Annotated in this window: 25 protein-coding genes; 1 reads left to right on the forward strand and 24 read right to left on the reverse strand. The window is 42.6% G+C overall.

Translation table 11 applies throughout. The features are described from left to right. Window positions 1-77 precede the first annotated feature (77 nt). From V7108_RS22900 to V7108_RS23000, 21 genes are all read right to left on the reverse strand, one after another. The gene (locus V7108_RS22900; protein WP_335569555.1) at window positions 78-2,264 is read right to left on the reverse strand and encodes a S8 family serine peptidase; all 2,187 of its coding nucleotides are present in this window, start codon (window positions 2,262-2,264) and stop codon (window positions 78-80) included. Next, entirely contained in the window at window positions 2,261-3,262 is a 1,002-nt protein-coding gene (locus tag V7108_RS22905; RefSeq protein WP_335569603.1) for a nuclease-related domain-containing protein, read from the reverse strand. Before V7108_RS22905 ends, V7108_RS22900 begins: the two co-directional genes overlap by 4 nt. Window positions 3,263-3,606: 344 nt before the next feature. After that, window positions 3,607-4,236 (reverse strand): uracil phosphoribosyltransferase, encoded by a 630-nt coding sequence (gene upp / locus V7108_RS22910; RefSeq protein WP_335508926.1) that lies wholly within the window; start codon window positions 4,234-4,236, stop codon window positions 3,607-3,609. A gap of 116 nt (window positions 4,237-4,352) precedes the next feature. Continuing rightward, window positions 4,353-5,594, reverse strand: a complete 1,242-nt coding sequence (glyA, locus tag V7108_RS22915; protein ID WP_335508924.1) for a serine hydroxymethyltransferase — start codon at window positions 5,592-5,594, stop codon at window positions 4,353-4,355. 198 nt (window positions 5,595-5,792) lie between these two features. Beyond that, window positions 5,793-6,359, reverse strand: coding sequence for a TIGR01440 family protein (locus tag V7108_RS22920; protein WP_420489211.1), 567 nt, complete (start codon window positions 6,357-6,359; stop codon window positions 5,793-5,795). Window positions 6,360-6,369: 10 nt separating this feature from the next. Next, window positions 6,370-6,810, reverse strand: coding sequence for a ribose 5-phosphate isomerase B (gene rpiB, locus V7108_RS22925; protein ID WP_335569556.1), 441 nt, complete (start codon window positions 6,808-6,810; stop codon window positions 6,370-6,372). Between the two features lie 132 nt (window positions 6,811-6,942). Next, a complete protein-coding gene (locus V7108_RS22930) occupies window positions 6,943-7,389 on the reverse strand; it encodes a low molecular weight protein arginine phosphatase (protein ID WP_335569557.1) in 447 nt (148 codons plus the stop codon). Between the two features lie 42 nt (window positions 7,390-7,431). After that, the gene (locus V7108_RS22935; protein ID WP_420489002.1) at window positions 7,432-7,998 is read right to left on the reverse strand and encodes a manganese efflux pump MntP; all 567 of its coding nucleotides are present in this window, start codon (window positions 7,996-7,998) and stop codon (window positions 7,432-7,434) included. 260 nt (window positions 7,999-8,258) lie between these two features. After that, window positions 8,259-9,302 carry an L-threonylcarbamoyladenylate synthase gene (locus tag V7108_RS22940; protein ID WP_335508916.1) on the reverse strand — a complete coding sequence of 348 codons (1,044 nt, stop codon included), beginning with the start codon at window positions 9,300-9,302 and terminating at the stop codon, window positions 8,259-8,261. A 176-nt stretch (window positions 9,303-9,478) separates the two neighbouring features. After that, window positions 9,479-9,925, reverse strand: coding sequence for a GNAT family N-acetyltransferase (locus V7108_RS22945; protein WP_335508914.1), 447 nt, complete (start codon window positions 9,923-9,925; stop codon window positions 9,479-9,481). Between the two features lie 216 nt (window positions 9,926-10,141). Beyond that, window positions 10,142-11,089 (reverse strand): stage II sporulation protein R, encoded by a 948-nt coding sequence (gene spoIIR / locus V7108_RS22950; RefSeq protein ID WP_335569558.1) that lies wholly within the window; start codon window positions 11,087-11,089, stop codon window positions 10,142-10,144. Window positions 11,090-11,183: 94 nt separating this feature from the next. Beyond that, window positions 11,184-12,038 (reverse strand): peptide chain release factor N(5)-glutamine methyltransferase, encoded by an 855-nt coding sequence (gene prmC, locus V7108_RS22955; protein ID WP_335569605.1) that lies wholly within the window; start codon window positions 12,036-12,038, stop codon window positions 11,184-11,186. Further along, complete coding sequence (gene prfA, locus V7108_RS22960; RefSeq protein WP_335508907.1) at window positions 12,031-13,104, reverse strand: peptide chain release factor 1; 1,074 nt, start codon at window positions 13,102-13,104, stop codon at window positions 12,031-12,033. Before prfA ends, prmC begins: the two co-directional genes overlap by 8 nt. Window positions 13,105-13,334: 230 nt before the next feature. Continuing rightward, a complete protein-coding gene (locus tag V7108_RS22965) occupies window positions 13,335-13,787 on the reverse strand; it encodes a hypothetical protein (RefSeq protein WP_335569559.1) in 453 nt (150 codons plus the stop codon). 147 nt (window positions 13,788-13,934) lie between these two features. Next, window positions 13,935-14,546 (reverse strand): thymidine kinase, encoded by a 612-nt coding sequence (locus V7108_RS22970; protein ID WP_335508903.1) that lies wholly within the window; start codon window positions 14,544-14,546, stop codon window positions 13,935-13,937. Between the two features lie 112 nt (window positions 14,547-14,658). Next, window positions 14,659-14,874, reverse strand: a complete 216-nt coding sequence (rpmE, locus tag V7108_RS22975; RefSeq protein ID WP_335508901.1) for a 50S ribosomal protein L31 — start codon at window positions 14,872-14,874, stop codon at window positions 14,659-14,661. 274 nt (window positions 14,875-15,148) lie between these two features. After that, window positions 15,149-16,414 carry a transcription termination factor Rho gene (gene rho / locus V7108_RS22980; RefSeq protein WP_335508899.1) on the reverse strand — a complete coding sequence of 422 codons (1,266 nt, stop codon included), beginning with the start codon at window positions 16,412-16,414 and terminating at the stop codon, window positions 15,149-15,151. A gap of 260 nt (window positions 16,415-16,674) precedes the next feature. Then, window positions 16,675-17,637 carry a class II fructose-bisphosphatase gene (gene glpX, locus V7108_RS22985; RefSeq protein WP_335508897.1) on the reverse strand — a complete coding sequence of 321 codons (963 nt, stop codon included), beginning with the start codon at window positions 17,635-17,637 and terminating at the stop codon, window positions 16,675-16,677. Between the two features lie 77 nt (window positions 17,638-17,714). Beyond that, window positions 17,715-19,004 (reverse strand): UDP-N-acetylglucosamine 1-carboxyvinyltransferase, encoded by a 1,290-nt coding sequence (locus V7108_RS22990; RefSeq protein ID WP_335508895.1) that lies wholly within the window; start codon window positions 19,002-19,004, stop codon window positions 17,715-17,717. Window positions 19,005-19,320: 316 nt separating this feature from the next. Continuing rightward, a complete protein-coding gene (locus V7108_RS22995; RefSeq protein WP_335569560.1) occupies window positions 19,321-20,178 on the reverse strand; it encodes a class II fructose-bisphosphate aldolase in 858 nt (285 codons plus the stop codon). A 234-nt stretch (window positions 20,179-20,412) separates the two neighbouring features. Beyond that, window positions 20,413-20,784, reverse strand: a complete 372-nt coding sequence (locus tag V7108_RS23000) for a response regulator (RefSeq protein WP_335508890.1) — start codon at window positions 20,782-20,784, stop codon at window positions 20,413-20,415. Between the two features lie 169 nt (window positions 20,785-20,953). On the opposite strand from V7108_RS23000, the gene V7108_RS23005 reads away from it, so the two are divergent. Next, a complete protein-coding gene (locus V7108_RS23005) occupies window positions 20,954-21,457 on the forward strand; it encodes a DUF2529 domain-containing protein (protein ID WP_335569561.1) in 504 nt (167 codons plus the stop codon). 238 nt (window positions 21,458-21,695) lie between these two features. Here V7108_RS23005 and V7108_RS23010 read toward each other — a convergent pair whose 3' ends face one another. The 3 genes from V7108_RS23010 to V7108_RS23020 all read right to left on the reverse strand — a co-directional run bounded on the left by V7108_RS23010 (window position 21,696) and on the right by V7108_RS23020 (window position 24,478). Further along, window positions 21,696-23,291, reverse strand: a complete 1,596-nt coding sequence (locus V7108_RS23010; RefSeq protein ID WP_335569562.1) for a CTP synthase — start codon at window positions 23,289-23,291, stop codon at window positions 21,696-21,698. A gap of 247 nt (window positions 23,292-23,538) precedes the next feature. Continuing rightward, window positions 23,539-24,129, reverse strand: coding sequence for a DNA-directed RNA polymerase subunit delta (gene rpoE, locus V7108_RS23015; RefSeq protein WP_335508885.1), 591 nt, complete (start codon window positions 24,127-24,129; stop codon window positions 23,539-23,541). Between the two features lie 139 nt (window positions 24,130-24,268). Continuing rightward, window positions 24,269-24,478, reverse strand: coding sequence for a hypothetical protein (locus tag V7108_RS23020; protein ID WP_335508883.1), 210 nt, complete (start codon window positions 24,476-24,478; stop codon window positions 24,269-24,271). Window positions 24,479-24,608: the final 130 nt, after the last annotated feature.

Below are 24,608 nucleotides of genomic sequence, written 5' to 3' on the forward strand. Positions count from 1 at the left end.
CATTTTGTGAACAAAATGATGAACGGTGGTGCATTTTTCCTTTTACTGTGCACCACCATTTTTTTACTCGCCACTTATTATCGAACCACTTCCCCAATCACAATCATTGTTTCAATAAAGTCTTCCTTCCCCGCCTTTTTCGCGAAGACTTTAGCCAGGTAGACACCATCAGGTGGAAGAGCATCAGCTGTTATGAGACCGTTGATTAATCCTTTTTTTACATTTTGGTTGGTAGCTAAAAAGCCAACAAATCGGAAATCATCCGGATTGAATAGGGCAATTCCAAACTCCTCTGCTCCGCCGGGAAGGTAGACCTCGTATTGGTAGGTTCCTTCTTGGTCGCCATCCTTAAAGTCAAATCCCATTACCCTTGGGTAGTTCGGCTCTTCCAGCACATAGATATAAGGTATTTGAATCGAATTGGCCCCCGCATGAATCGTCAGATACCCATCATGAATTTTTCCTTTTAATTGCGCTGGATCTACTTCTAATTCAATTTTAACATCGCGCTTCCCGCCTGCCTCAACTGTGAACGCCATGGGGAAACGCCATTTTAAGCCATCTTTATTCTTCGGGATATCAAATGTGTAACGCACCGGCTTATCACTGAGATTTTCCACATTCAAAAAAGCTTTATGAATATCGCCTTCACTTTCATATTTACCAAATCGGAGCGAACTTGGGGTGACCAGGGATGTTGCTTTCACTGCCTCTGTGACTTGAATTCTTCCTGCCCCCTGTTCATATGTCCGATAAAGCTTGCCATTTTTCAATAATGGTTTGGCCGTATTCATCAGTGCAGCCTTAATTTGTTCAGGTGTCCACTCTGGGTGCGCTTGTTTAATTAGAGCGCAGGCCCCTGCCACATGCGGCGCTGCCATGCTGGTCCCCTGTAAAGACATATATCCTCCTGGAATCGTCGAGTTAATGGCCACACCGGGTGCCACAATATCCGGCTTTACCTCCCAGGTGTCGGTCACCGGTCCTCTTGACGAGAAGTCTGCAAGCAAATCCCTTTCCTGGCTGACAGAAATACCTGCCAATGAATCGGTTTTACTTTTTAATAGCTCCCCCTCTTTCTTTGTTATGGACCCCACCGGGATATCCATCGGCGCTTCCAGATTCCCCATAAAGCTCCCGCTTAAATTATTGTAAATGATGACACCCTTGGCTCCAGCCTCGCGGGTATTTTTCGCTTTTTCAGAAAAAGTAATCTTTCCTCTTTTAATCAAAGCAATTTTCCCCATAACATTCTTTAATTCTTCTTTTGTTCCGATACCAGCTTCCACAATGGACAGGGAACGATCAAGCTTCCAACTACTCGACCCCTCCAACGGCTGGATCCGCATTTTATCCCGGATTCCTTCTATTAATAAATAGGGGATTTCAATCGTAGGAGTTGAAGCCCCAACCGAGATGGCTTTTGAGGCTGTTCCTGGAGAACCGACACTCCAGACATTCGGACCTGAATTTCCCGAAGCGGCAATCGCGACAATCCCTTTCTCTACTGCTCTATTCAGCGCCAAGCTGATCGGCAGGTCGGGACCGTTGATGTCATTACCCAGCGAGAGATTCATAATATCGACTTTATCTTTCATCGCCTGTTCGATGGCGGCCAGCACATTCTCCGTTGTTCCGCCGCCGCCAGGTCCGAGGGCACGGTACGCGAGAATTTTTGCTTCCGGAGCTACTCCTTTTAATTTTCCATTCGCCGCAATAATTCCTGCCACATGGGTGCCATGGACTGTAGCTCTTCCGATGATTTTGGTTTCCATCGGATCGGTGTCATTATCAACTAGATCATGCCCGCCCGCAAAATTCCGTCTCAAATCCGGATGGGTGTAATCCACACCGGTATCGATGACGCCAACGGTTACACCTTTCCCCGTCAAACGGCGATTTTGTTTATCAAAAAGGCCTCGAATCTCCTCGCCGCCAATAATTTTGACACTTTCCTCGGTTTGGACCTTATATTCGTTTATCGGTGAAACGCTGATGATTTCTTTGCTGTTCTGCCCGAGTTTCTCAATCGACGCTGGGTTTCCTTCTACCGAAAAGCCATATATCGCTTCTTGAAAAACGCGGCGCAAATGAATGTCCTTATAGGGTTTAATCATTTGTTGAATATCCTGAGGGGATTGCTGGTTTTCAAGCACCACAATGGCAATCCTTTGTTTTGGAATCGGAGGTGTCTCAAGCGACCTCGCGGATGTAGTTGTTTGGAGGGAGAAAATCATTACCAATAGAAGTGTCCATTTTTTCATGTAAAAAATTCCCCTTTTTTCATATCGTTTTCTTTATGAGGGGAAAGTATGCAGTTTTTTGGTAGAAAGTATTTGGTACTGCGTTTTGTGCCGGTGGAGGGGAGGTTAAGGCATTCCAGAAGATATTTTGCTTGAGTGGAGGTAATCTCTAGATACTCAGCCAATTGTTTCCTTGTGATTGTCTGATTGTAAAGGAGGAAATAATCACTTATCGCTGAGATATGCGCAGTTTTAGAAATGGTCTGACAATCAGAACACCGCCAGCTTGCTGATATGAATTCCATCGTTTTTTTGCAAGTTATACACAGTGCGCCAGGTTTCAAATCACCTTGAGAGAGATTGTATTTTTGGAGAATGTCTGTAATGAGGATAGTGTGTTCATTTAAGAGGGTATCTGATAGGTGGGCAAGATTCTTTGTTAATCGGTGTTTTTCATATTTTTCTTCTAATTCTCTGATCTTATCAAGCAATGATTCCGCATAAATTAATTTTTGAAAAATTTGTAGGTTGTCAGGGGATGTTTCAATAATTGTAGACGTTTTACTAATTACCACTAGGTGCTCCACCGGAATCCCTTTGAATTGGTTACCCTTCAACCAATTATTAAATTGGAGATGATGCCTTTTCACCTGCTGTATTGGATTATCCATGCCTTCTTCTAGGTCATTGAGTTCCCTCGTCATCAGGTCCGATCCCTTATTAAACTTCAATTTACCTGAGATATTTTTCACTTCTATTATTAGGATAAACTTAGCAGTTACCAGTAACACATCCATCTGGAACCAGTTTTTATCCTTCAATCGCAATCCATGAAAGATATAATATTCATCTTCAGGTAAAAACGAAAGGTAATAACCTCCTGCCTGTTCCCCATAATACCCCTTCAGCCACGCTTTTAAATCTTTTTCAACAGTAGACATCATTGGGTGTCTTTTTGGCATTCTTTTTAGTAATGCGATACATTGTTCCGCCTGAACTGGCAGCTTTAACTCCAACATAATCAACTAAACATCACCTCTTTTTCATAATATGAGGGTAATTCAATTTTTTTGGGTCATCTTCCTGCGAAGATAATAAGGAGATATGATGAACTTTTAGTGGACTCTCGGGGGGAAAATGTGTTTGGACATTTTTTTGAGTGTTTTGGATAAATTTCTGGTGATTTTGGACAATTCCCTGATGGTTTTGGCGAAATTTTCGTGTCTTTTGGACATTTTTCAAAGGATATTGGATAATTAGACAATTTTTGGTAAAAATTAAACAAAAAAACACGCAGAAAACCCATCCAGGAAACAAAAAAAGCCAAGCAAACATTAAGTCCACTCAGCCAACTAAACCTATCCTATTTCGTCCCAAACAACCGATCCCCAGCATCCCCAAGACCCGGCACGATGTAACCATGGTCATTCAGCTTTTCATCTAACGCAGCAATATAGATGTCAACATCAGGGTGTGCTTCCTTCACAGCTTCCACGCCTTCTGGGGCCGCAATCAAACACATAAACTTAATGTGTTTCGCGCCGCGCTTTTTCAAGCTGTCAATGGCCACATTCGCAGATCCGCCCGTAGCCAGCATCGGATCGACCACGATGAATTCACGTTCTTCCACATCACTCGGAAGCTTAATATAGTATTCCACAGGCAGTAATGTTTCTGGATCACGGTATAAGCCGACATGGCCAACCTTGGCAGCCGGAATTAATTTTAAAATTCCATCCACCATTCCAATTCCTGCACGCAGGATTGGGACAATCCCGATTTTCTTTCCAGATAACACCTTTGATTTTGTCAGACAAACAGGCGTTTCAATTTCGATATCTTCCAGTGACATATCCCTTGTGATTTCAAATGCCATAAGTGTTGCCACTTCGTCTACCAATTCACGGAACTCTTTCGTTCCTGTATTTTTGTCACGAATGTATGTAAGCTTGTGCTGAATAAGTGGATGGTCGAAGACGTATACCTTTGCCATACTAATCGCCCCTTTTCGAAAATTTAACTCCGTCTCATTTTACAGAAAAACTTTCTAAGTAGCAACTAGAGCACAAAAAAGAAATCGACCCTAATCAGAGTCGATTTCACAAATATTTAATATTCAGGATATAGCGTGAATTTACCTGTCAAGTTCTCAACACGAGCAGCCGCTTCCTTCAGCTTCGCTTCGTCTTCATGGTTCTTTAAGGTAAACGCAATGATGGACGCAATTTCATCCATATCTTCTAAGCCAAAACCACGGCTTGTAACAGCAGCAGTACCAATACGAATACCGCTTGTTACAAACGGACTTTGCGGATCAAATGGGATCGTATTCTTGTTAACGGTAATCCCCACTTCATCAAGAACCTTTTCCGCAACCTTACCAGTTAAGCCTAACGTCTGCATATCTAAAAGAAGCAAGTGGTTATCTGTACCGCCGGAAACCAACTTGATGCCTTCCTTCTCCAAGCCTTCTGCCAAACGCTTCGCATTGGCAATGATTTGACCAGCATATTCTTTAAAGCTATCTTGAAGCGCCTCACCAAAAGCAACAGCCTTTGCAGCAATAACATGCATAAGCGGTCCGCCTTGGATACCAGGGAAGATGGATTTGTCAATTTTCTTGCCAAATTCCTCTTTGCATAAAATCATTCCGCCGCGAGGTCCACGAAGAGTTTTATGTGTCGTAGTAGTTACGAAATCAGCATATGGAACTGGATTTTGATGAAGGCCTGCTGCCACAAGTCCAGCAATATGAGCCATATCAACCATTAAATAAGCGCCGACTTCATCTGCGATTTCACGGAATTTCGCAAAATCAATTTCACGTGGATACGCACTTGCACCCGCAACGATCATCTTTGGCTTGTGTTCGCGCGCTTTCGCCAAGACATCATCGTAGTTGATTCGATGCGTCGTTTCATCCACACCATACTCAACAAAATTATATTGAACACCACTAAAGTTAACTGGGCTGCCATGCGTTAAGTGGCCGCCATGTGAAAGGTTCATTCCAAGCACTGTGTCGCCTTGTTCAAGAACAGTAAAGTATACTGCCATGTTGGCTTGTGCACCAGAATGCGGCTGAACATTTACGTACTCCGCACCGAAGATCTCCTTCGCACGATCGCGGGCAAGGTCTTCTACAATATCCACATATTCACAACCGCCATAATAACGGCGGCCTGGATAGCCTTCTGCATATTTGTTTGTCAACACAGATCCCTGTGCTTCCATTACCGCTTCACTAACAAAGTTTTCTGATGCTATTAATTCAATTTTTCCACGCTGGCGTCCTAATTCCTGTTGAATTGCTTCAAATACCTGCTTGTCCTGATTCGACAAATGCTTCATGGTAATCCCCCCTGTATGTTTGAATCGTAATTAACATTTTGAAAATTTCCTCTATATAATAGCACGTTTCTCTCTAAAAGAGAAATGGGGATTTCGGAAAATCCTCACTTTTTTTATTTTCAACCGTTTAAAGATAGACCAAATTCGACATTATCCGAACATTTACACGAATAAACCAATTGAACATTCGTTTTTTAACTAACTGCAGCTTGTATTCCCCTTCGTCTTTTCATAGACAGCTCTTGCACCGCCAATAAGCTTTGGCCGTGTTTTCGCTAACGTTACATGCGCATGTCCTACTTTTTTCTGGGAAACTCTTATTGGCACCGCAACATGCTTCAAGTGCATACCGATGAAAGTGAGCCCAATATCGATTCCGGCATCTGCCTTCAAAAATTCAACAACAACGGCATCCTCTAAATTTTCAAACGCAAAGGTTGCCATCGCCCCGCCTGCCTTACGAACCGGAACCACGGATACCTCGTCCAACGCCTTAGCCTCTGCTACAACTCTTTCAACAACAATCGCCCGGTTCAAATGCTCGCAGCATTGAAACGCTAAACTAACACCCGTTTCTTGTGCGAACAAACGCAACTGACGGAAAATCATTTCCGCCACTTCAACCGTTCCAGATGTTCCAATTTTCTCACCCATTACCTCACTGGTGCTGCAGCCAACCACAAATAACTGACCACGCTTTAATGAAGCCTGGGCTTGAAATTCCGAAAGAATACTTTCAAGCTCTTTTTCCCATTCTTGAATCATTGTCATCATCCTATTTGTTTTCGTAATTGCTGATTTTCCCAACACGAGTGGCATGGCGGCCGCCCTCAAATTCACCAGTCAACCAAATCTGTGCAATATCACGTGCAAGTCCTGGTCCGATCACACGCTCACCCATTGTGAGGATATTGGTGTCGTTATGTGCACGTGTTGCCTTGGCACTAAATGTATCGTGCACAAGAGCACACCGGATTCCCTTTACCTTATTTGCTGCAATGCTCATCCCAATTCCCGTTCCACAAATCAAAATCCCTCTATCAAATTCACCGCTTGCCACCTTTTCCGCAACCGGCAGGGCATAATCCGGATAATCGACAGATGTTTCACAATCACAGCCGAAATCCTGATATTCAATTCCAAGCTCGTCCATTAAACTGGCGATTTCCTTCCGAATATTGACACCGCCATGATCAGACGCTAACGCTACTTTCATAATTAAAAACCTCCTGTTATGATCCCTTTAAACCTAACTATATAACTGAACTTTGATGACTGTCCAGCTCCAGAATTCTTCTGCTATTCTGACTTAATATTGACATACCCGTAAAAAAATATAAAGCCCTCATCACTGAGAGCTTTGTATTTTTTCAATTGCTTTAGTAATTAATTGATCCAATTCCTGATAGGTCTCCTGATAGATGGCCAAGCTGCCGCCAAACGGGTCGACCACATCGACATAAAATTCCTCACCAGTAAATTCCTTTAACGTAAACACCTTATCTGATGTTTCAGGATATTGCTGCAGAATGGCATACTTGTGGGAAGCTGTCATGGTTAAGATTACATTTGCCCATCGGACAGATTCAGTGTCGAGCAAAGTAGAGGAGTGATCGTGTTCGATTTGATGGTCATCGAGCACCTTTTTGGCGTGAGCAGATGCCTCACTCCCGGTTGCTGCATATATTCCCGCCGACTTGACTTCAAAACCGTCAATCTTTTTATTTTTTAAAATTGCTTCTGCCATTGGACTTCTGCACGTATTACCTGTACACACAAACAAAATGCGCTGCATACTGCCCCTCCTTTCGATATGTACTATTTTACCATGCTTTATCTATAATGAAAAAAGGCCTTTAAAAACCGGATAGAGTAATTTGATTCCAAATGCTAACAGAATACTGCCTCCAAGCGCAGTGCTATACGAGCCAAGCCAGCCTTGTGCTTTTTTTCCGAGCAGCAGCCCTGCCCACGTTAACACCGTTGCAACTGCGCCAAAGCAGATAATGACCAACAGCGTTTTGGCCCCATATATCCCTAACGTGAGCCCCAGTGAAAAGCTATCAAGACTGACACTTGTTGCAAAAATGATCAGGCCAAATCCAACTGGCGTCATAACCGATTGCTCACCTTTTCGAAGGCTTGACCATACCATTTGCGCCCCAAGCACAATCAGCAGCAATCCTCCAACGATGGATGCAAACGTTCCAAATTTATCGGATAAAAATTTTCCTGCAAGCATGCCGACAAGCGGCATCCACACATGGAAGAAACCAATGGTGATTCCGATTTTAAATATTTGCCGCAGCCTTAACTTGAACATTCCCATTCCTAGACCAACAGAAAAGGCGTCCATTCCCAGTGCAAACGCCATTAACAACAGCGTCACTAATTCTCCAATCATCCCGTACACTTAAACCTCGACCCCCTCGGACTTGCCCTGATTTAACATATGCACGTCCAAAGGGATTTAGAATAGGAAAAGCGGAAGCGCCCTGGTCAGCGGCGTATGGCCTGGAGCACTCCAACTGAGATAAAGGAAACACGAAGAGCCGGAGGCGATTCGATGTTGACTTATCGGAGGGCGAAGGACACTAGCCGTTAGGGCGCTGGAGCTGGACAGTCAAAAAAAAAACAGGCATCCCTCCAAGGGACACCTGCCGTTTATTCGTGGATAATTTTATTCCCTGCCGCCTTTTGCAGCCGGTTCATGATCGCATGGCCAACACCTGTATTCGGAAACATTTCGCTAAAAATGATATCCACTTTTTCTTGGTTAAAGTTCCTTAACGTTTCATACAGAGCTGTGGCTACACTTTCAAGCTCACTTCTCTTTCCGCATGCAATGGTAACGTCGCCGTGATAGTACTCCACACTTTCTTCCGTTGCCAGCACCCCGACTCGCAGCCCCTCATTTTGCTTTTCTTCTATTAAACGCCGCAGGAACTCCCTGCTTCCATTCACCAGAAAAAGCGGTGCGTTCGGTGCATAATGCTGATACTTCATCCCCGGAGCTTTCGGCTTAGAAGCTTCATCGCTTAAGGCCGCGTCAAGATGAACCTCACCAATCACAGTCTCAAGCTGCTCCTTCGTTATCCCGCCTGGACGCAAAATAATAGGAATTTCTTCGGTGCAGTCAAGAACCGTCGATTCAACGCCCACACCCGTCGGTCCGCCATCAAGCACACCGGCAATTTTCCCATTTAAATCCTCAACCACATGCTGTGCATTCGTCGGGCTAGGCTTCCCCGAGCTATTTGCACTTGGAGCTGCAATCGGCAGCCCGCATTTTTTTAACAGCGCAATTGCCACAGGATGGTCCGGCATCCTGACAGCGACCGTATCTAAACCCGCCGTAGCCTTTTCCGACAGGACTCCATCTTTCTTTTTAAAAATAATGGTTAAAGGTCCTGGCCAGAACCTTTCCATTAGGATTTCAGCTTTTTTAGGAAGCTCGGTAACAAACGCGTTGATCTGATTTTTATCCGCAATGTGGATAATCAGTGGATTATCACTCGGTCTGCCTTTGGCAGCAAAGATTTTTTCCACAGCTTCATCACTTTCCGCATTTCCTCCCAGTCCATAAACCGTTTCCGTCGGCAGTGCTACCACTTCATTTTCCTGTAAAAAACGAGCGGCTTCCACAACCTGTGGATTATTTTCAAGGTTATCCACATATTTATCCACTATCCAGATTTTTGTGTTCATAATTATCCACCTTTTTTCTGAAGCGCAAATGTTATCGAATTTTGCCGAATTTAGGCTTTTTGTCTCATATTACCTTTGAAAGTATATTAGATGGTGTGAATAAACACAACCCCTTATCCACAAATTGTGTATAACTTACTGGAAAAAGTGGATAACTTTGTGGATTCCATCCACAATTATAGTGAAAATTTTAAAAATAACGAGTTATCCACATTTAAAATGTGTTTTATGTGTTCTAAGGTATAAAGCTCGGCAGGTAATTCGTCACGCTCTACCTTCTCGAAACCTAGTAAATCGAAAAACGGCACTGTCGCTCCTTTATTGGTTGCCAAAAACAAACTTTTCATGCCTTTTTCTTTTGCTAATTGCATCATTTGGGTAATCAAAAGGACGATATCCTTTTCTGCCTGACCTGGCGAAACGACTAAGGAACGTAATAATCCACAGCCTTCGATCACCTCCATCCCCAGCGTACCCTTGATGGCCCCGTTCTCATCCTCCAGCAATAAAAAGTATTCTATCGTTCCCTCTGTTAAACCATCACTCCCAAGGTTCGCTCTCGTTAGAAACTCTCTTAAAGTGCCCAAATCCTCTTTGTTTGCACAGCGAATAAGTCCTTGCATTTCTACCACCTCTTTTAGTTTATACTCTATGATTATGAATAATTAAGAGAACTAGAACTAAATACATGCAAAAACTAGTAAAAATAAACAACCAGCCTCATTTTTGAGACTGGCTGGTAGATATCGGCGTTACTTTCGTTTTATCTGCGATAAATGAAATATATCTGCGTTCATTCCAATATATCTGCGCTAATTGAATTATATCTGCGATGACCCTTATCTGAAAATACTATCAAACATCTCAACAACAAAGAATTTTACTTTTACAGGCTTTTCATCCTCTGCAGTATAAACCGGAGCTGTTTTTTCCTTCTTTGCTTCCTTTTTTACTTCCGTTTCTTTTTCTACTACTGGTTGTACATCCTCTTCAGTATCCTCTGCTACTACCACTTGTTTTTTCTCTGCTACAACTGCTTGCTTTTTCACTTCTACTTGTTCTTCCTCGGTAACTTCTTCTACAATCCTTTTAGAAGGAGCTTCTTTCCTTACAGGAGCAGCCTCTTCTTTTACCTTTTCCTTCGTCACGTTGGAAACTTCCTCTTCTATAACCTTCTTCTTCGGCTCATCGGAAACTTCCTCAGCAACCGGTTCCTTTTCTACCTTTTTCTCAATCTCTGCCGCTTGAGCCGTATGGCTATCCTCAAAACCATCACTCTGTACCGCTACTCCATTTGAAAAATCTAAGAAACATAATGGCGGGTATAACACACACCACCAATTGGCGCCTGTCCCTTCACCTAGTGTTATCAAGATTGCTTGGTACTCCCCAGCTGGATATAAAAACTCACCATATAATTTAGTAGGAAACTGAACCTTGCCAAATTCTACTTTTACACTCTGTGTCGATCCCTGCTCCGCCACAACCTTTTCCGCAATGTTTTGTACCTCCGGCAGCTTCGAAGTCAGTACACTTTTCGCTTTTTCCAATGATGTTAACTCCTGAACCCACAACGTGATTTGTTCATTCACCTCGTCACGGACCATTCGTTTAATCTCCTGATCTTTTGCACTATCACTGTTTGCTAGAATCCGGAGCCTGATGGCCTCTGCCGGAATCACAACCGAGTCCTTCGCTACTGCTTCCGTTTTAGGCATATATAAATTCAATATCGTTCCCAACGATAATACGATTAAATAAGACCAAACCAATACTTTACTATTCATTCTCCGCACCGTCCCTTCACTATCCTCATTGTGGACAAATACAAAGAATCTTAAACTATTAAATTTAAAAAAATAAAAAAATAGGCTCCTGAGCTTAGTACTCGGAGCCTTGAATTATTTCCGCAAACACCATCCGGTCCTTGCCATTAATATCATTAAGAACTTCTACCTTCACATTTCCAAACGCTTTTTTAAAAAGGTCGGCTACCGCCTCCCCCTGTCCGGCCCCAATCTCAAAGCCAACCAGCGCGCTTGGTGCTATTACTTCGGGCAGTTCCACCATAAAGCGGCGGTAAAAATCAAGTCCATCCTCACCAGCAAATAAAGCCCGGTGCGGCTCATGCTCAGTGACCACTACTGACATCGTATTAATATCACTTAATGGGATATAAGGGGGATTCGAGATCACCACATCAAGCTTCTGCCCGCGAAAGGGCTGAAGTAAATCCCCTTGCACAAACTGGACGTCCGCTTCGAGCTGCTTAGCGTTTTCTCTTGCGACAGCTAATGACTCTTCTGCAATATCGGAGGCATAGACCGTTAATGAGGGCTGCTCAAGCTTTAAACTAATCGCAATCGCCCCGCTGCCTGTCCCAATATCAACGACCTTTAATTCCCGTTTATTGATCCGCTTCAACGTTTCATAGACGAGTTCTTCGGTTTCCGGCCTCGGAATGAGGACCTCTTCATTTACGAAAAAGGTCCGTCCATAAAACTCTTCGAAACCGATTATGTATTGAACCGGCGTTCCTTTTACATGTTCGGTGACACCTGCTTCAAACGCTTCCCATTGAGAAGGCTTGAGATCATCCCGAACACTGGCAAATAGCTGCGCCCGTGACATCCCGGTGATATGACGAAGCAGCAGCTCGCCGGCATTTTCATCACGATTGGCTTCTTTTAAAAAAGAAGAAGCCCATTGCAGAGCTTCAAAAATCTTTTTACTCATCTGAACCACTTTCGAGCCTGCTCGTTTGATCTTCTAACGTTAACGCATCGATGATTTCATCAAGCTTGCCTTCAATGATTTGATCGAGCTTCTGAAGAGTTAAACCAATACGGTGATCGGTTACACGATTTTGCGGGAAGTTATACGTACGAATACGTTCAGAACGGTCACCGGTACCAACCGCAGATTTACGAACAGAATCATACTCCGCCTGCGCTTCCTGCTGGAATTTATCATAGACACGCGCACGTAGGACCTTCATTGCCTTGTCCTTGTTCTTGTGCTGCGATTTTTCATCCTGGATGGATACAACAATTCCTGTCGGAATATGTGTCAAACGAACCGCTGACATCGTCGTGTTAACAGACTGCCCGCCGGCACCGCTGGAAGCAAACGCGTCAAAACGGATATCTTTATCATGAATTTCCACTTCTACATCTTCTGCTTCCGGTAAGCATACCACGGTCGCCGTCGATGTATGAATCCGTCCGCCGGACTCTGTTTCCGGTACACGCTGCACACGGTGAGCGCCATTCTCAAACTTCAATTTAGAGTAGGCACCTTGCCCATTGATCATAAAGCTAATTTCCTTATAGCCGCCAAGACCTGTTGGATTGGCGTCAATCAATTCCGTTTTCCAGCCCTGCGCTTCTGCATAACGGCTGTACATGCGGTAAAGGGTACCCGCAAACAAAGCTGCTTCCTCGCCTCCGGCAGCGCCGCGGATTTCAAAGATAACGTTCTTGTCATCGTTCGGATCCTTCGGAATCATCAGGACCTTCATTTTTGCTTCGAGTTCCTCAATTTGCTTTTCTAGCTCATGAACTTCTTCCTTGACCATTTCACGCATTTCCGCGTCGAGCTTTTCCTCAAGCATCGCCTTGGCATCGTTGAACTGTTCACGGACCTCTTTATATTCACGATACGTTTGTACAGTCTCTTGTATATCAGATTGTTCTTTTGAATATTCACGAAGTTTTTTTGAATCATTAATGATTGTTGGATCGCTCAAAAGCTCATTTAATCTTTCATAACGATCTTCAACAGATTGAAGACGATCAAACACAGTTACCACCTCTAGTTTTTGTCCATAACATTATAATTATAGTATAGGTGAAAACCCCCGTCAAAACCAAATTCAGGGGGAAAAATTTTTTTAGTTCTATTATTAAGGCTTTGAGCTTGTTATGTTGGGCACGGAAACGTCCAAGAACGGCGCCTAGAATGAAATTTTGGCTATAAGTCTTATCATCCGCACCCTATGTAAAAAAAAACACGCCCTGAAGCCAGAGCATGTTAACGTTCTCTTATATTAATGTCATAACGCGGCAGTGCTTGGACGAGTTTTTTGTGAAGGGTGTTTATAGCTCTATCCCGTTCATCTCCACTTAGCCGGCCTTTCCGATCTACCGATACTGTCATCTGGTCACCAGCGTTATTAATCCAAATAGATTCAGCCGTAAAATCACCTGTTCGATTGACAATATCTCGAGCGATATCAATATCTGTGCCCATATTATTCCGATTAGAGGCATCATTTAAAGAAGTTCCCCTTAGATTAAGGAAATTCGGATTCTGGTCAGACCTCGGACCCACATCATAGTTCGGGTGGTAACCTGAAGGGTTAGACATTAAATTTGGGCTCGTGGTATCATTGCGCAAATCATAAGCGGTTTGCTCATTTCCTGCCTGACATGCCGAAAGCACAAGAACAGAAAACAACAAGAAAAACAGCGATTTTTTCATCATTTGCACCTCCTACCACTATCATTCCCTCACCATATCCAAAACGTCCAAGCAAATCCTGCCAACAACCAAAACACAAAAAAGCCTGAGAAGACTCACTCCCCAGGCTTTAAATGCATGAACGAATGCATAAACGAATGCATAAATGTCCTATTCTGTATAAACGGTGACAGGCACCCGTGATGCTGTTTTCGGTACTTCGTGATGGTGGCGGCATCTTGGTTCGTATGCTTCTGAGGCACCGACTAGGATGACGGGGTCATGGTACGATGCAGGCCTTCCGTCGATTAGGCGCTGGGTCCTGCTTGATGGAGATCCGCATACGCTGCATACAGCTTGGAGTTTTGTTACGGTTTCTGCAATGGCCATTAATGCTGGCATTTGCCCGAAAGGCTCACCGCGGAAATCCATATCTAGACCCGCAACAACGACGCGATGGCCGCTGTCTGCAAGCTGTTGTACAACCCTAACAATCCCTTCATCGAAGAATTGCACCTCATCAATGGCAATGATATCAATATCTGCCTCTACATGGTGTAATATCTCTATTGAATGAGAGATAGGTTTCGCATGAAAAGAGGTGCCATTATGAGAAACGACAGATTGTTCACTATAGCGATTGTCAATTTTCGGTTTGAAAACAGCTATTTTTTGTTTAGCAAATTGAGCACGTCTGACACGACGAATCAATTCCTCTGATTTTCCTGAGAACATACTGCCGCAGATAACCTCAATCCATCCGAGTTGCTTCATTAAATACATAATTCGGCGTCTCCTTCCCGAACCCTATTACGTCTATATTTTTAAAATTCATCATGTTTTATTCAATAAAAAACAGGCAAGTAAGTTTCTGCTTGCCTGTTTTGTGCAATTATTATTGAGCGTTGGGATCTTTAAGACCGTATTTTTTGTTGAAACGGTCAACACGTCCGCCAGCTTCAGCGAATTTTTGACGACCAGTATAGAATGGATGACATTCTGAACAAGTCTCAACGCGAATTTCTTTTTTCACTGAACCAGTTTCAAAAGTGTTTCCGCAAGCACAAGTCACCTGTACTGTTTTGTAATTTGGATGAATTCCTGCTTTCATTCTTTTCATCTCCTTCCGCCCTGAATCCTTGAGAAACAGAGTTATATATATGCCTGTCTTAAGACTCGGCATTAATTACTAAAAAGACACTGCACCCATTATAACAAGGTGAATCTATTTTGGCAAGATGGGTTTTAATGGATTTATTTTATTGTCTAGCTCCAGCGCCTAGCCCCTCGAGGTCACTTCGGTCCTGCAGATGAAGTCGAAAAGCATGACTTCATCCACAGGTCCGCAAGCAGCTGTCGGGGCTGACCAAGGCGCTTCCGCTTTCCTATGATCTTCTACCCTTTAATTCTTCCCCAATCTGCGCAAAGAACTCTTCGTTGGATTTGGTTTGTTTTAATTTTTTCATGAAGCGCTCGGCAAAGTCCGGTGAATCGGACATGGATTTTCGGATGGCCCAGAGCTTGTCCAAATGGTCTTTTGGAAGAAGCAGCTCTTCTTTCCGTGTGCCGGAGCGGCGAATATCGAGCGCTGGGAAAATACGGCGTTCTGCAAGCTGACGGTCCAAATGCAGTTCCATATTTCCTGTCCCTTTAAATTCTTCATAAATAACATCATCCATCCGTGATCCTGTGTCGACTAACGCAGTTGCCAGGATGGTTAAGCTTCCACCTTCTTCAATGTTCCGGGCTGCCCCGAAGAAACGCTTCGGACGGTGGAAAGCCGCTGGGTCAATACCACCGGAAAGTGTCCGGCCACTTGGCGGAATCACAAGGTTATAGGCACGAGCCAAACGTGTGATACTGTCCATCAAAATCACTACATCACGCTTATGTTCTACTAAGCGCATTGCGCGGTCAAGAACGAGCTCTGCAACTTTAATATGGTTCTCTGGTACCTCGTCAAACGTCGAGCTGACAACATCACCCGATACGGATCGCTCAATGTCGGTTACTTCCTCCGGACGTTCATCGATTAAGAGCACGATTAATTCCACGTCAGGATGATTCGTCGTAATACTGTTGGCGATTTCTTTTAACAGCATTGTTTTCCCTGCCTTAGGAGGTGCGACAATTAAGCCCCTTTGTCCAAATCCAACTGGAGCAACTACATCCATAATTCGTGTTGAGATATGTTTTGGAGTGGTTTCAAGTTTTATATGTCTATTTGGATAGAGAGGAGTTAATGCTGGGAAGTGAACGCGTTCTTTAGCTGATTCTGGGTCTTCACCGTTAACTGCTTCTACATGTAAAAGTCCGTAATAACGTTCATTTTCTTTTGGAGGCCGGACCTTACCCGATACTTTATCCCCATTTCTTAAATCGAAACGACGGATTTGTGACGCAGAGATATAAATGTCTTCCGAACTTGGAGAATAGTTGATTGGCCGTAAAAATCCAAATCCTTCAGATTGAATAATCTCAAGTACGCCTTCCATAAAAAAATAACCTTGCTGCTCGGCACGTGATTTTAAAATCGCAAAAATAAGTTCCTTTTTCGATAATTTGCTGTAGTAGGTCACTTTAAATTCACGTGCAAGTTCATAAAGCTCCTTCAGCTTCATGTTTTCTAAACTAGATATTGTTAAGTCCATAGTACACCACACTTTAAAATTTTTACTCTATCCCGTCACCGGAGTTACTATTCGTATAATAGAGGGTTTTGAATACTATAAAAATGGAGGAAAAATAGAAATGAATAGAATAGCAGAATTAATAAAACACTATCTATTGTACCCCTTGGGTTAAAAATTAATCAACTGGAAATTTTCTAATTGTAGGAGAAGGCCGCTTTTTTATGGAGATAAGAGACTAGATTCCATATCTAGTCTCTTACATAGGTGTAAAAAAATATTTATCTGATCACTAAATTCGGTTTCTTTTTCAAACTGTGACGGCCTTCCACAAATCGGACCGTTCCAGATTTGGCACGTAAAACGATGGAATGAGTCGATCCATAAGAACCCTTAAATTGAACACCGCGCAGAAGCTCTCCGTCTGTAACCCCGGTTGCAGCGAAAATTGCGTCGTCCCCTTTTACAAGGTCTTCCATGCGAAGCACTTTGTCAACATCTAGTCCCATTTTAACACAACGTGCTAATTCTGCATCATTTTGCGGCAGCAGTTTCCCAATAATTTCACCGCCGAGGCATTTTAAGGCAACTGCTGAAATGACGCCTTCCGGTGCACCGCCAGAACCAAATAGAATGTCTACGCCTGTATCATCGAAGGCAGTATTGATGGCACCTGCGACATCTCCATCATTAATCAATTTAATTCGAGCGCCCGCTTCGCGCAGCTGTGCAATGATATGAGCATGGCGTGGACGATCCAAAACGGTGGCCACAACATCCTCAATATCCTTGTTCTTCGCCTTTGCCACTGCTTTTAGGTTATCGAGAACAGAAGCATTAATATCGATAAGACCTACCGCTTCAGGCCCGACAGCAATCTTCTCCATATACATATCTGGTGCATGCAGTAAATTGCCATGATCGGCTACTGCTAAAACAGCCAGTGCATTCCAGCCGCCCGAAGCTAAGATATTGGTTCCCTCCAGCGGGTCAACTGCGACGTCCACACGCGGACCATATCCGTTACCAAGTTTTTCACCAATGTAGAGCATGGGAGCCTCGTCCATCTCGCCTTCACCAATCACAACGGTTCCTTTCATCGGAATCGTGTCAAACACATCACGCATTGCCGATGTGGCAGCACCATCTGCTTCGTCCTTTTTCCCGCGTCCCATCCAACGTGCAGAAGCAAGTGCAGCAGCCTCCGTTACACGAACAAGCTCCATTGATAGACTTCTCTCCATGTTCTAATCCCCCAATTCATTTATACCTTTATTAATATCATTTAGTATAACATATTAGGAAGATTAGTATAGCTTATTTACGTATTTTTCAGCTGTTCGGCTTCATCTTTTGATAACGCTTCACGCCAAACCGTTGCACCGAGACCATTCAGTTTTTCTACTAGCTGGCTATAGCCGCGGTCAATGTGATCGAGACCTGTCACCTCGGTAATTCCCTCCGCCATCAAACCTGCAATAAACAACGAGGCTCCAGCTCTTAAATCGCTCGCTTTTACCTTTGCACCTTGAAGCTTCACAGGTCCGCTGATAATCGCAGAGCGGCCTTCTACTTTAATATTGGCATTCATTCTTCTTAATTCATCAATATGTTTAAAACGGGCACCATAAATGGTGTCGGTTACTACACTAGATCCTGTCGCTTTTGTTAACAGAGTCGTAAACGGCTGCTGGAGATCGGTTGGGAAACCAGGATAGACTAGTGTTTTAATATCAACAGCTTTCAATTTTTCCGAACTGCTGACAAACACCTGATCGTCGCCGGTTTCAATGGTTACACCCATTTCTCGGAGCTTGGCAATCAATGATTCTAAGTGCTGTGGAATGACATTATCAATTAAAACACCTTCACCCATTGCGGCACCTAAAATCATATACGTACCGGCTTCAATTCGATCGGGAATAATTGTATGACGACAGCCGTGAAGACTATCGACTCCATCTATCCGGATAACATCCGTACCAGCACCTTTGATTTTTGCACCCATGTTCGTTAACAGGGTAGCTACATCAATAATTTCCGGTTCTTTTGCCGCATTTTCAATAATCGTTCTGCCCTTTGCACGTACGGCTGCTAACATAATATTAATCGTTGCACCGACGCTGACGACATCAAGGTAAATTCGTGCGCCTCGGAGCTCGTCCGCACGCAAATAAATGGCTCCCTGTTCATTGGTAACCTGGGCCCCAAGTGCTTCAAATCCCTTTATATGCTGGTCAATTGGCCGAGGGCCAAGGTGACATCCACCTGGCAACCCGATGACAGCCTTTTTAAAACGGCCGAGCATCGCCCCCATAAGATAGTAAGATGCACGAAGCTTCTTCACTTTTCCATTGGGCAATGGCATCGAAATCATCGTTGATGGATCAACCGTCATATCAAAATCGTTTGAAAGCTCTACTTTACCGCCGATTTCTTCAAGCAAGTCCTTCAGTATTTCTACATCTGAAATATCCGGCAGCCCTTCTATTGTTACCGGTGATTCTGCTAAAATGGTTGCTGGTATCAACGCAACTGCACTGTTCTTGGCACCACTTATTCTTACGGTTCCCTTAAGCGGATATCCGCCCGCAATTTTAAGTTTTTCCATTTTCGACTCCCTTCTACGCCATTGGGATGGACACTGTTACCTTTATAAAATCTAGTATAAACCATTTATTTCCAATAGCAAATTACATAATCCGACAACTTGTCTAACCTCTAGTTTACACCAATATATTATTTTCATGTATCAATATCAAAAAAAGTTTAAAAAAATGGTAAATTTAGACGATATCAAAAATAATTCTTAATATTCAATCATTTTATTATACATTAAAACCGCCCACTTCACTAGGGGCGGTTTCAACTATTCTATCCAATAGAGTTCTCGGGGTTTAGCCCCTAGGTCACTATTACTTTTAAAATTAAGCTTTACCTGCAGAACCAAATTCGCGCATTTTGCCGATAACGGTTGCCTTAATCGCGTCACGAGCTGGTCCTAAGTATTTACGTGGATCGTATTCATCTGGTTTCGCTGCTAATGTTTCACGAACCGCTTTTGCAGATGCAATTTGGTTTTCAGTGTTTACATTAATTTTCGCTGTACCAAGTGAAATGGATTTTTGAATATCATGAGTTGGAATACCAGTTCCACCATGAAGTACTAGTGGAAGGCCAGTTGCATTACCGATTTCTTCCATTTCTTTATAACCAAGCTGTGGTTCACCTTTGTATGGACCGTGAACAGAACCAAGTGCTGGTGCAAGGCAGTCGATACCAGTACGCTCAACAAGTTCTTTACATTCAGCAGGATCTGCGTAAATAACGCCTTCTGCCACAACATCGTCTTCTTGTCCGCCAACTGTTCCTAATTCTGCTTCAACAGAAACACCTTTTGAATGAGCATATTCAACCACTTTAGAAGTAGTTGCTACGTTCTCATCAAATGGATGGTGAGAAGCGTCAATCATAACAGACGTAAAGCCTGCATCAATTGCTTCTTTACACTTTTCGAAGCTTGAACCATGGTCCAAGTGAATCGCAACAGGAACGGTAATTTTGTAATCTTCTAATAAACCTTCTACCATTTTCACAATTGTTTTGAAACCGCCCATATAACGGCCCGCACCTTCAGAAACACCAAGAATAACTGGTGAATTCTCTTCTTGTGCAGCTTGAAGAATGGCTTGGGTAAACTCTAGGTTATTAATGTTGAATTGCCCAACAGCGTAGCCTTCCGCTTTCGCTTTGATTAGCATCTCTTTCATTGAAACTAAAGGCATTTTATTTCCTCCTTGGTATAGGTTTTTATCTCTTCGAATTAGGGCTTTCCTATTAAGGATTTCCTACCATTTTACTGATTATGTATTCTCCGAGAAAGATAATGGTCAAGTTAAAAGTTCATAAGTATCATACCAAACAGATTCATAAAATTCCATTAAAGATGAATAGTTTTTTTAATGTTCACAATGAAAGCGGCACCAGTTTTCGACAATTATTTTTATCGCAAAATTGCTTTAATTTGCATTTTGAGGGATGTGTTTTCGCACAGCTGCCCGTATATCATCAATATCAAAAGGCTTTGCAAAATGAGTAATCGCACCCAGATTTTTGGCTTCTTGTATCATATCCAGCTCCCCATAAGCCGTCATGATAATCACGCGAATCTCAGGATCAATTACTTTCATTCTTTTTAAAATCTCAATACCATCCATACCAGGTATTTTCATATCCAATAGGACGAGATCAGGGTCATGCTTCGTGACAATATCTAGTGCTTGAATTCCATTTGCTGCCTGAAAGGTTTGATACCCTTCTTTTGAGAAAACTTCATTTAATAAAATCCGGATCCCAAATTGGTCGTCAACAATTAAAATTTTTTCCTTCATAACTCCACCTCTTTCACCCTATTAAAATTATCTAATGATACCTATTTCTTCCACTAGATAATCTTCGACATTTACTTCGAAAACCCTCTAATTATTTAGAGGTATTTTATGGTAATTTTCCTTTATTTTTTTAAAACGCTATAATAACCTTGTGAAGGAGGGCTTGAATGTGTTAAAAATGTTTACCACCCAATTAACTGGATTATTTAAAAAAATCAGCGATAAAGAAGAATTTTCCTTTGAGGATGGCGCCCGCTTGCTTGCTCAAGGACAAACGATTTATTTGTTAGGATTTCGAGAAATGAAGGCAATTGAGTTTGAGGCCTTGGAAGGAGCGGAACCCTTAAAGGGAGCGAGGATATTAACGAATGCCGAAGAATTGACCAGTGCTGACAGAGTGCTGCTGTTTACGCGGACTGCTGGTGATCAAGAGGCGATTGATTGGGCTTTGAAACTTCAGGAAAAAGATATCCCCTTTGTTGCGGTGTCAACAGAAATTCCAGATGGGAAGTTAGCGGAATTGGCAGATGTCCATATCAATTTACAGTTAACAAAGGGTTTGTTACCGGACGATTTCGGGAATCGTTACGGATATCCGTCTTCGATGGCAGCCTTATTTGTTTATTATGGCTTAAAATTTACCATTGATGAGATTTTAGCAGAATATGAGTGATGTTTACGACCTTAATTGAGGTCGTTTTTTTGTTTTGAACATGTATTTATGAGTTTTGGACTATTTTCTTGTTGTTTTGGACGTTTTTCTTGTGGTTTTGGACAATTTTCCTGTGGTTTTGGACAATTCCCTTGTGGTTTTGGACATTTTTCAAAGGTTTTTGGACAATTATACATTTACTGGAAAAACAATACGCATAAAAGGCCAGTTCCCCACATAGTGAACTGGCCAAAAAGAATTATTTTTCCAATGTCGCTTTAATAAAGTCACGGAAAAGCGGCTGTGGACGATTTGGTCTTGAAACAAATTCCGGATGGAACTGTGACGCAACAAACCATGGGTGGTCTGTCAGCTCAATAATTTCCACTAAACGGCCATCTGGGCTTGTCCCAGAGAACACAAATCCTGCCTCTTCCATTTCCTGACGGTAATGATTGTTAAACTCGTAACGGTGACGGTGACGCTCATACACCACTTCATCCTCATAGGCAGCGTACGCTTTTGTCCCCTCAATCACACGGCAAGGGTAAAGTCCAAGTCTTAATGTTCCTCCTAAATCCTCTACATCCTTTTGCTCAGGAAGCAAATCAATGATTGGGTGCTGCGTAGTAGGGACAAACTCAGCGGAATGTGCATCTTGATATCCAAGAACGTGACGTGCGTATTCAATCGTTGCCAGCTGCATGCCTAAGCAAATTCCAAGGAATGGTTTCTTGGTTTCACGTGCATAGCGGGTTGCTTGGATTTTCCCTTCAATTCCACGGTCACCAAAGCCGCCCGGAACAAGGACTCCGTCTACATCATGCAAAAGCTCTCCAACATTTTCAGCACTCACTTCTTCCGCGTTGATCCACTTAATTTCTACATCCGCGTCAAATGCATAACCTGCATGCTTCATCGCTTCGACAACAGAAATATAGGCATCTTGAAGTTCAACGTATTTTCCAACCAAACCAATACGTGTTTTACCAGAAAGATTTTGAACTTTCTCCACAAGTGCAATCCATTCGGTCATTTCTGGCTCTGGTGTCGTTAACTTCAAGTGGTTACACACAATATCGTCCATATGCTGCTCTTGAAGGGCAAGCGGAATCGAGTAAAGTGTATCCGCATCGCGGCATTCAATCACGGCTTTTGAATCGATATCACAGAACAAGGCAATTTTATCCTTCATATCCTGTGAAACCGGCATTTCAGTACGAACAACGATAATATTTGGTTGAATACCAAGGCTGCGAAGCTCTTTTACACTGTGCTGCGTTGGCTTTGTCTTCATTTCACCGGCTGCTTTAATGTAAGGAATTAAAGTACAGTGAATGTACATGACATTTGAGCTGCCAATATCACTCTTAATTTGGCGAATAGCCTCCAAGAATGGAAGTGATTCAATATCTCCAACAGTCCCGCCGATTTCAGTAATTACCACATCTGCATTGGTTTCGTTACCTGCACGGAAGACGCGGTCTTTAATTTCATTGGTAATGTGCGGGATAACCTGAACCGTACCGCCTAAATAATCGCCGCGGCGCTCTTTGCGCAAAACAGTAGAATAGATTTTTCCTGTCGTCACGTTACTGTACTTGTTTAAGTTGATATCAATAAAACGTTCATAGTGACCTAAGTCCAAATCCGTTTCTGCGCCATCACCGGTTACAAACACTTCACCGTGCTGATACGGACTCATGGTTCCTGGGTCCACATTAATGTATGGATCGAATTTTTGGATCGTTACATTCAATCCTCGATTTTTCAACAAACGGCCTAAAGAGGCTGCGGTAATACCTTTTCCTAACGATGAAACCACACCGCCAGTTACAAAAATATACTTCGTCATAAAATAATCCTCCTCTAATTCAGTTTGTGCATTCTTTAAGTTGTTTAAGGCTTCTTTTATAAATTTTTTAAAAAATAAAGAAGTCTCGGCATTTGCCGAGAGAGCTATATGTCCATTTCCATGGAAAAATAAAAAAGCACTCCACATACAAAAATCGTAAGGGAGCGCTTTATAAGCTAATTATGATCCGTTCCTCTTTTAAGGAGCCCAAAAAAGATTGTACAAGTGCAGGATTAAAAAGTCAAGCCTATAATAAGTCGTCGTCTTCATCCTCTACTTCATCAAGATCTTCTTCGTCCTCAAGATCCTCATCTAGTTCTTCTTCCGCATCAATTTCGAATTCATCATCATCTTCAATGACATCTTCGTCATCGTCTAAATCGTCGACCTCATCAAGATCATCGAGCAGATCATCATCCTCATCTTCATCCTCATCTAGAAGGTCATCTTCATCGACAAAGTCATCCAACTCATCTTCGAAATCCTCATCAATTTCATCAATATCATCAAAGTCGTCTTCGACAACCTTTTTCGCCTTTTTCTTCTTCGGCTTAATTACGGTAACTACTTCTTCTTCCGCTGTATCTACTGGATACCATACGCGAAGTCCCCAACGATTGTCACCTAAGGATAGAAAACGGCCATCAATGTTGATGTCTGTATAAAACTGTGCAATTCTTGATCTAATACTATCTTCTGAAAGCTCTGTCTCTGCAGCAATTACTTTGATTAGGTCATTGAAGGAAATTGGTTGTTTGCTGTTTTTTAGATATTCATACGCCAACTCAATGAGGGAAAACTCTTTTAATTGCTCTTTTGAGTAACCTTGTAAACTCAATATCGGCACTTCCTTTCTCTATTTAACACTCTATTATGAGTGATAACGGGCAAATCGCCTATGTCTAGCTTTAGCACCTATGTGCCAGTTTTTTGACATATTCTTCATTATAAACATTATTCTCCCGTTTATGCTAGTTCTATCTACTGTTTTGTTTGTTTTTTTCCCGAGTCTTGCTGGGTATATCCGATTTTTTCTCGTTTTTTAGCATTTTCAGCTCTTTCATCGCCTGGACAAAGAAGAAAATAGACAGCACTAGGAAGGAAATGGCCCCTAATTGATGTTGATAGAGATAGTATAATGGCCAGGCACTTATGAGTAAAAATAAAAACGTGTATTTCCTTTTCATCTATCTACACCCGCCCCGGGACACAATGATGTTCGCTAATCTATTATATAAGAAAAATAGATACTATTTGTACTAGTTAAAAAATTATTTTTGTTGGCTGTGTTAAACTGGACTGTTGATTTGCTTTAAC

This window comes from Neobacillus vireti, from assembly GCF_036962345.1.
Taxonomy (GTDB): Bacteria; Bacillota; Bacilli; order Bacillales; family Cytobacillaceae; genus Neobacillus; species Neobacillus vireti_A.

What these genes read in the sequence shown, in the direction of transcription:
- V7108_RS22970 (WP_335508903.1), bottom strand. Translation starts at nt 14,546, where the DNA reads ATGTATTTAATGAAGCAACTCGGATGGATTGAGGTTATCTGCGGCAGT.
- V7108_RS22920 (WP_420489211.1), bottom strand. Translation starts at nt 6,359, where the DNA reads ATGATTCAAGAATGGGAAAAAGAGCTTGAAAGTATTCTTTCGGAATTT.
- V7108_RS23010 (WP_335569562.1), bottom strand. Translation starts at nt 23,291, where the DNA reads ATGACGAAGTATATTTTTGTAACTGGCGGTGTGGTTTCATCGTTAGGA.
- V7108_RS22990 (WP_335508895.1), bottom strand. Translation starts at nt 19,004, where the DNA reads ATGGAAAAACTTAAAATTGCGGGCGGATATCCGCTTAAGGGAACCGTA.
- V7108_RS22900 (WP_335569555.1), bottom strand. Translation starts at nt 2,264, where the DNA reads ATGAAAAAATGGACACTTCTATTGGTAATGATTTTCTCCCTCCAAACA.
- V7108_RS22930 (WP_335569557.1), bottom strand. Translation starts at nt 7,389, where the DNA reads ATGCAGCGCATTTTGTTTGTGTGTACAGGTAATACGTGCAGAAGTCCA.
- V7108_RS22905 (WP_335569603.1), bottom strand. Translation starts at nt 3,262, where the DNA reads ATGTTGGAGTTAAAGCTGCCAGTTCAGGCGGAACAATGTATCGCATTA.
- rpmE (WP_335508901.1), bottom strand. Translation starts at nt 14,874, where the DNA reads ATGAAAGCAGGAATTCATCCAAATTACAAAACAGTACAGGTGACTTGT.
- rho (WP_335508899.1), bottom strand. Translation starts at nt 16,414, where the DNA reads ATGGACTTAACAATATCTAGTTTAGAAAACATGAAGCTGAAGGAGCTT.
- V7108_RS22965 (WP_335569559.1), bottom strand. Translation starts at nt 13,787, where the DNA reads ATGATGAAAAAATCGCTGTTTTTCTTGTTGTTTTCTGTTCTTGTGCTT.
- V7108_RS22940 (WP_335508916.1), bottom strand. Translation starts at nt 9,302, where the DNA reads ATGAACACAAAAATCTGGATAGTGGATAAATATGTGGATAACCTTGAA.
- V7108_RS22935 (WP_420489002.1), bottom strand. Translation starts at nt 7,998, where the DNA reads ATGATTGGAGAATTAGTGACGCTGTTGTTAATGGCGTTTGCACTGGGA.
- rpiB (WP_335569556.1), bottom strand. Translation starts at nt 6,810, where the DNA reads ATGAAAGTAGCGTTAGCGTCTGATCATGGCGGTGTCAATATTCGGAAG.
- V7108_RS22995 (WP_335569560.1), bottom strand. Translation starts at nt 20,178, where the DNA reads ATGCCTTTAGTTTCAATGAAAGAGATGCTAATCAAAGCGAAAGCGGAA.
- prmC (WP_335569605.1), bottom strand. Translation starts at nt 12,038, where the DNA reads ATGAGTAAAAAGATTTTTGAAGCTCTGCAATGGGCTTCTTCTTTTTTA.
- V7108_RS23020 (WP_335508883.1), bottom strand. Translation starts at nt 24,478, where the DNA reads ATGAAAAGGAAATACACGTTTTTATTTTTACTCATAAGTGCCTGGCCA.
- V7108_RS23000 (WP_335508890.1), bottom strand. Translation starts at nt 20,784, where the DNA reads ATGAAGGAAAAAATTTTAATTGTTGACGACCAATTTGGGATCCGGATT.
- V7108_RS22945 (WP_335508914.1), bottom strand. Translation starts at nt 9,925, where the DNA reads ATGCAAGGACTTATTCGCTGTGCAAACAAAGAGGATTTGGGCACTTTA.
- glpX (WP_335508897.1), bottom strand. Translation starts at nt 17,637, where the DNA reads ATGGAGAGAAGTCTATCAATGGAGCTTGTTCGTGTAACGGAGGCTGCT.
- glyA (WP_335508924.1), bottom strand. Translation starts at nt 5,594, where the DNA reads ATGAAGCATTTGTCGAATCAGGACAAGCAGGTATTTGAAGCAATTCAA.
- upp (WP_335508926.1), bottom strand. Translation starts at nt 4,236, where the DNA reads ATGGCAAAGGTATACGTCTTCGACCATCCACTTATTCAGCACAAGCTT.
- spoIIR (WP_335569558.1), bottom strand. Translation starts at nt 11,089, where the DNA reads ATGAATAGTAAAGTATTGGTTTGGTCTTATTTAATCGTATTATCGTTG.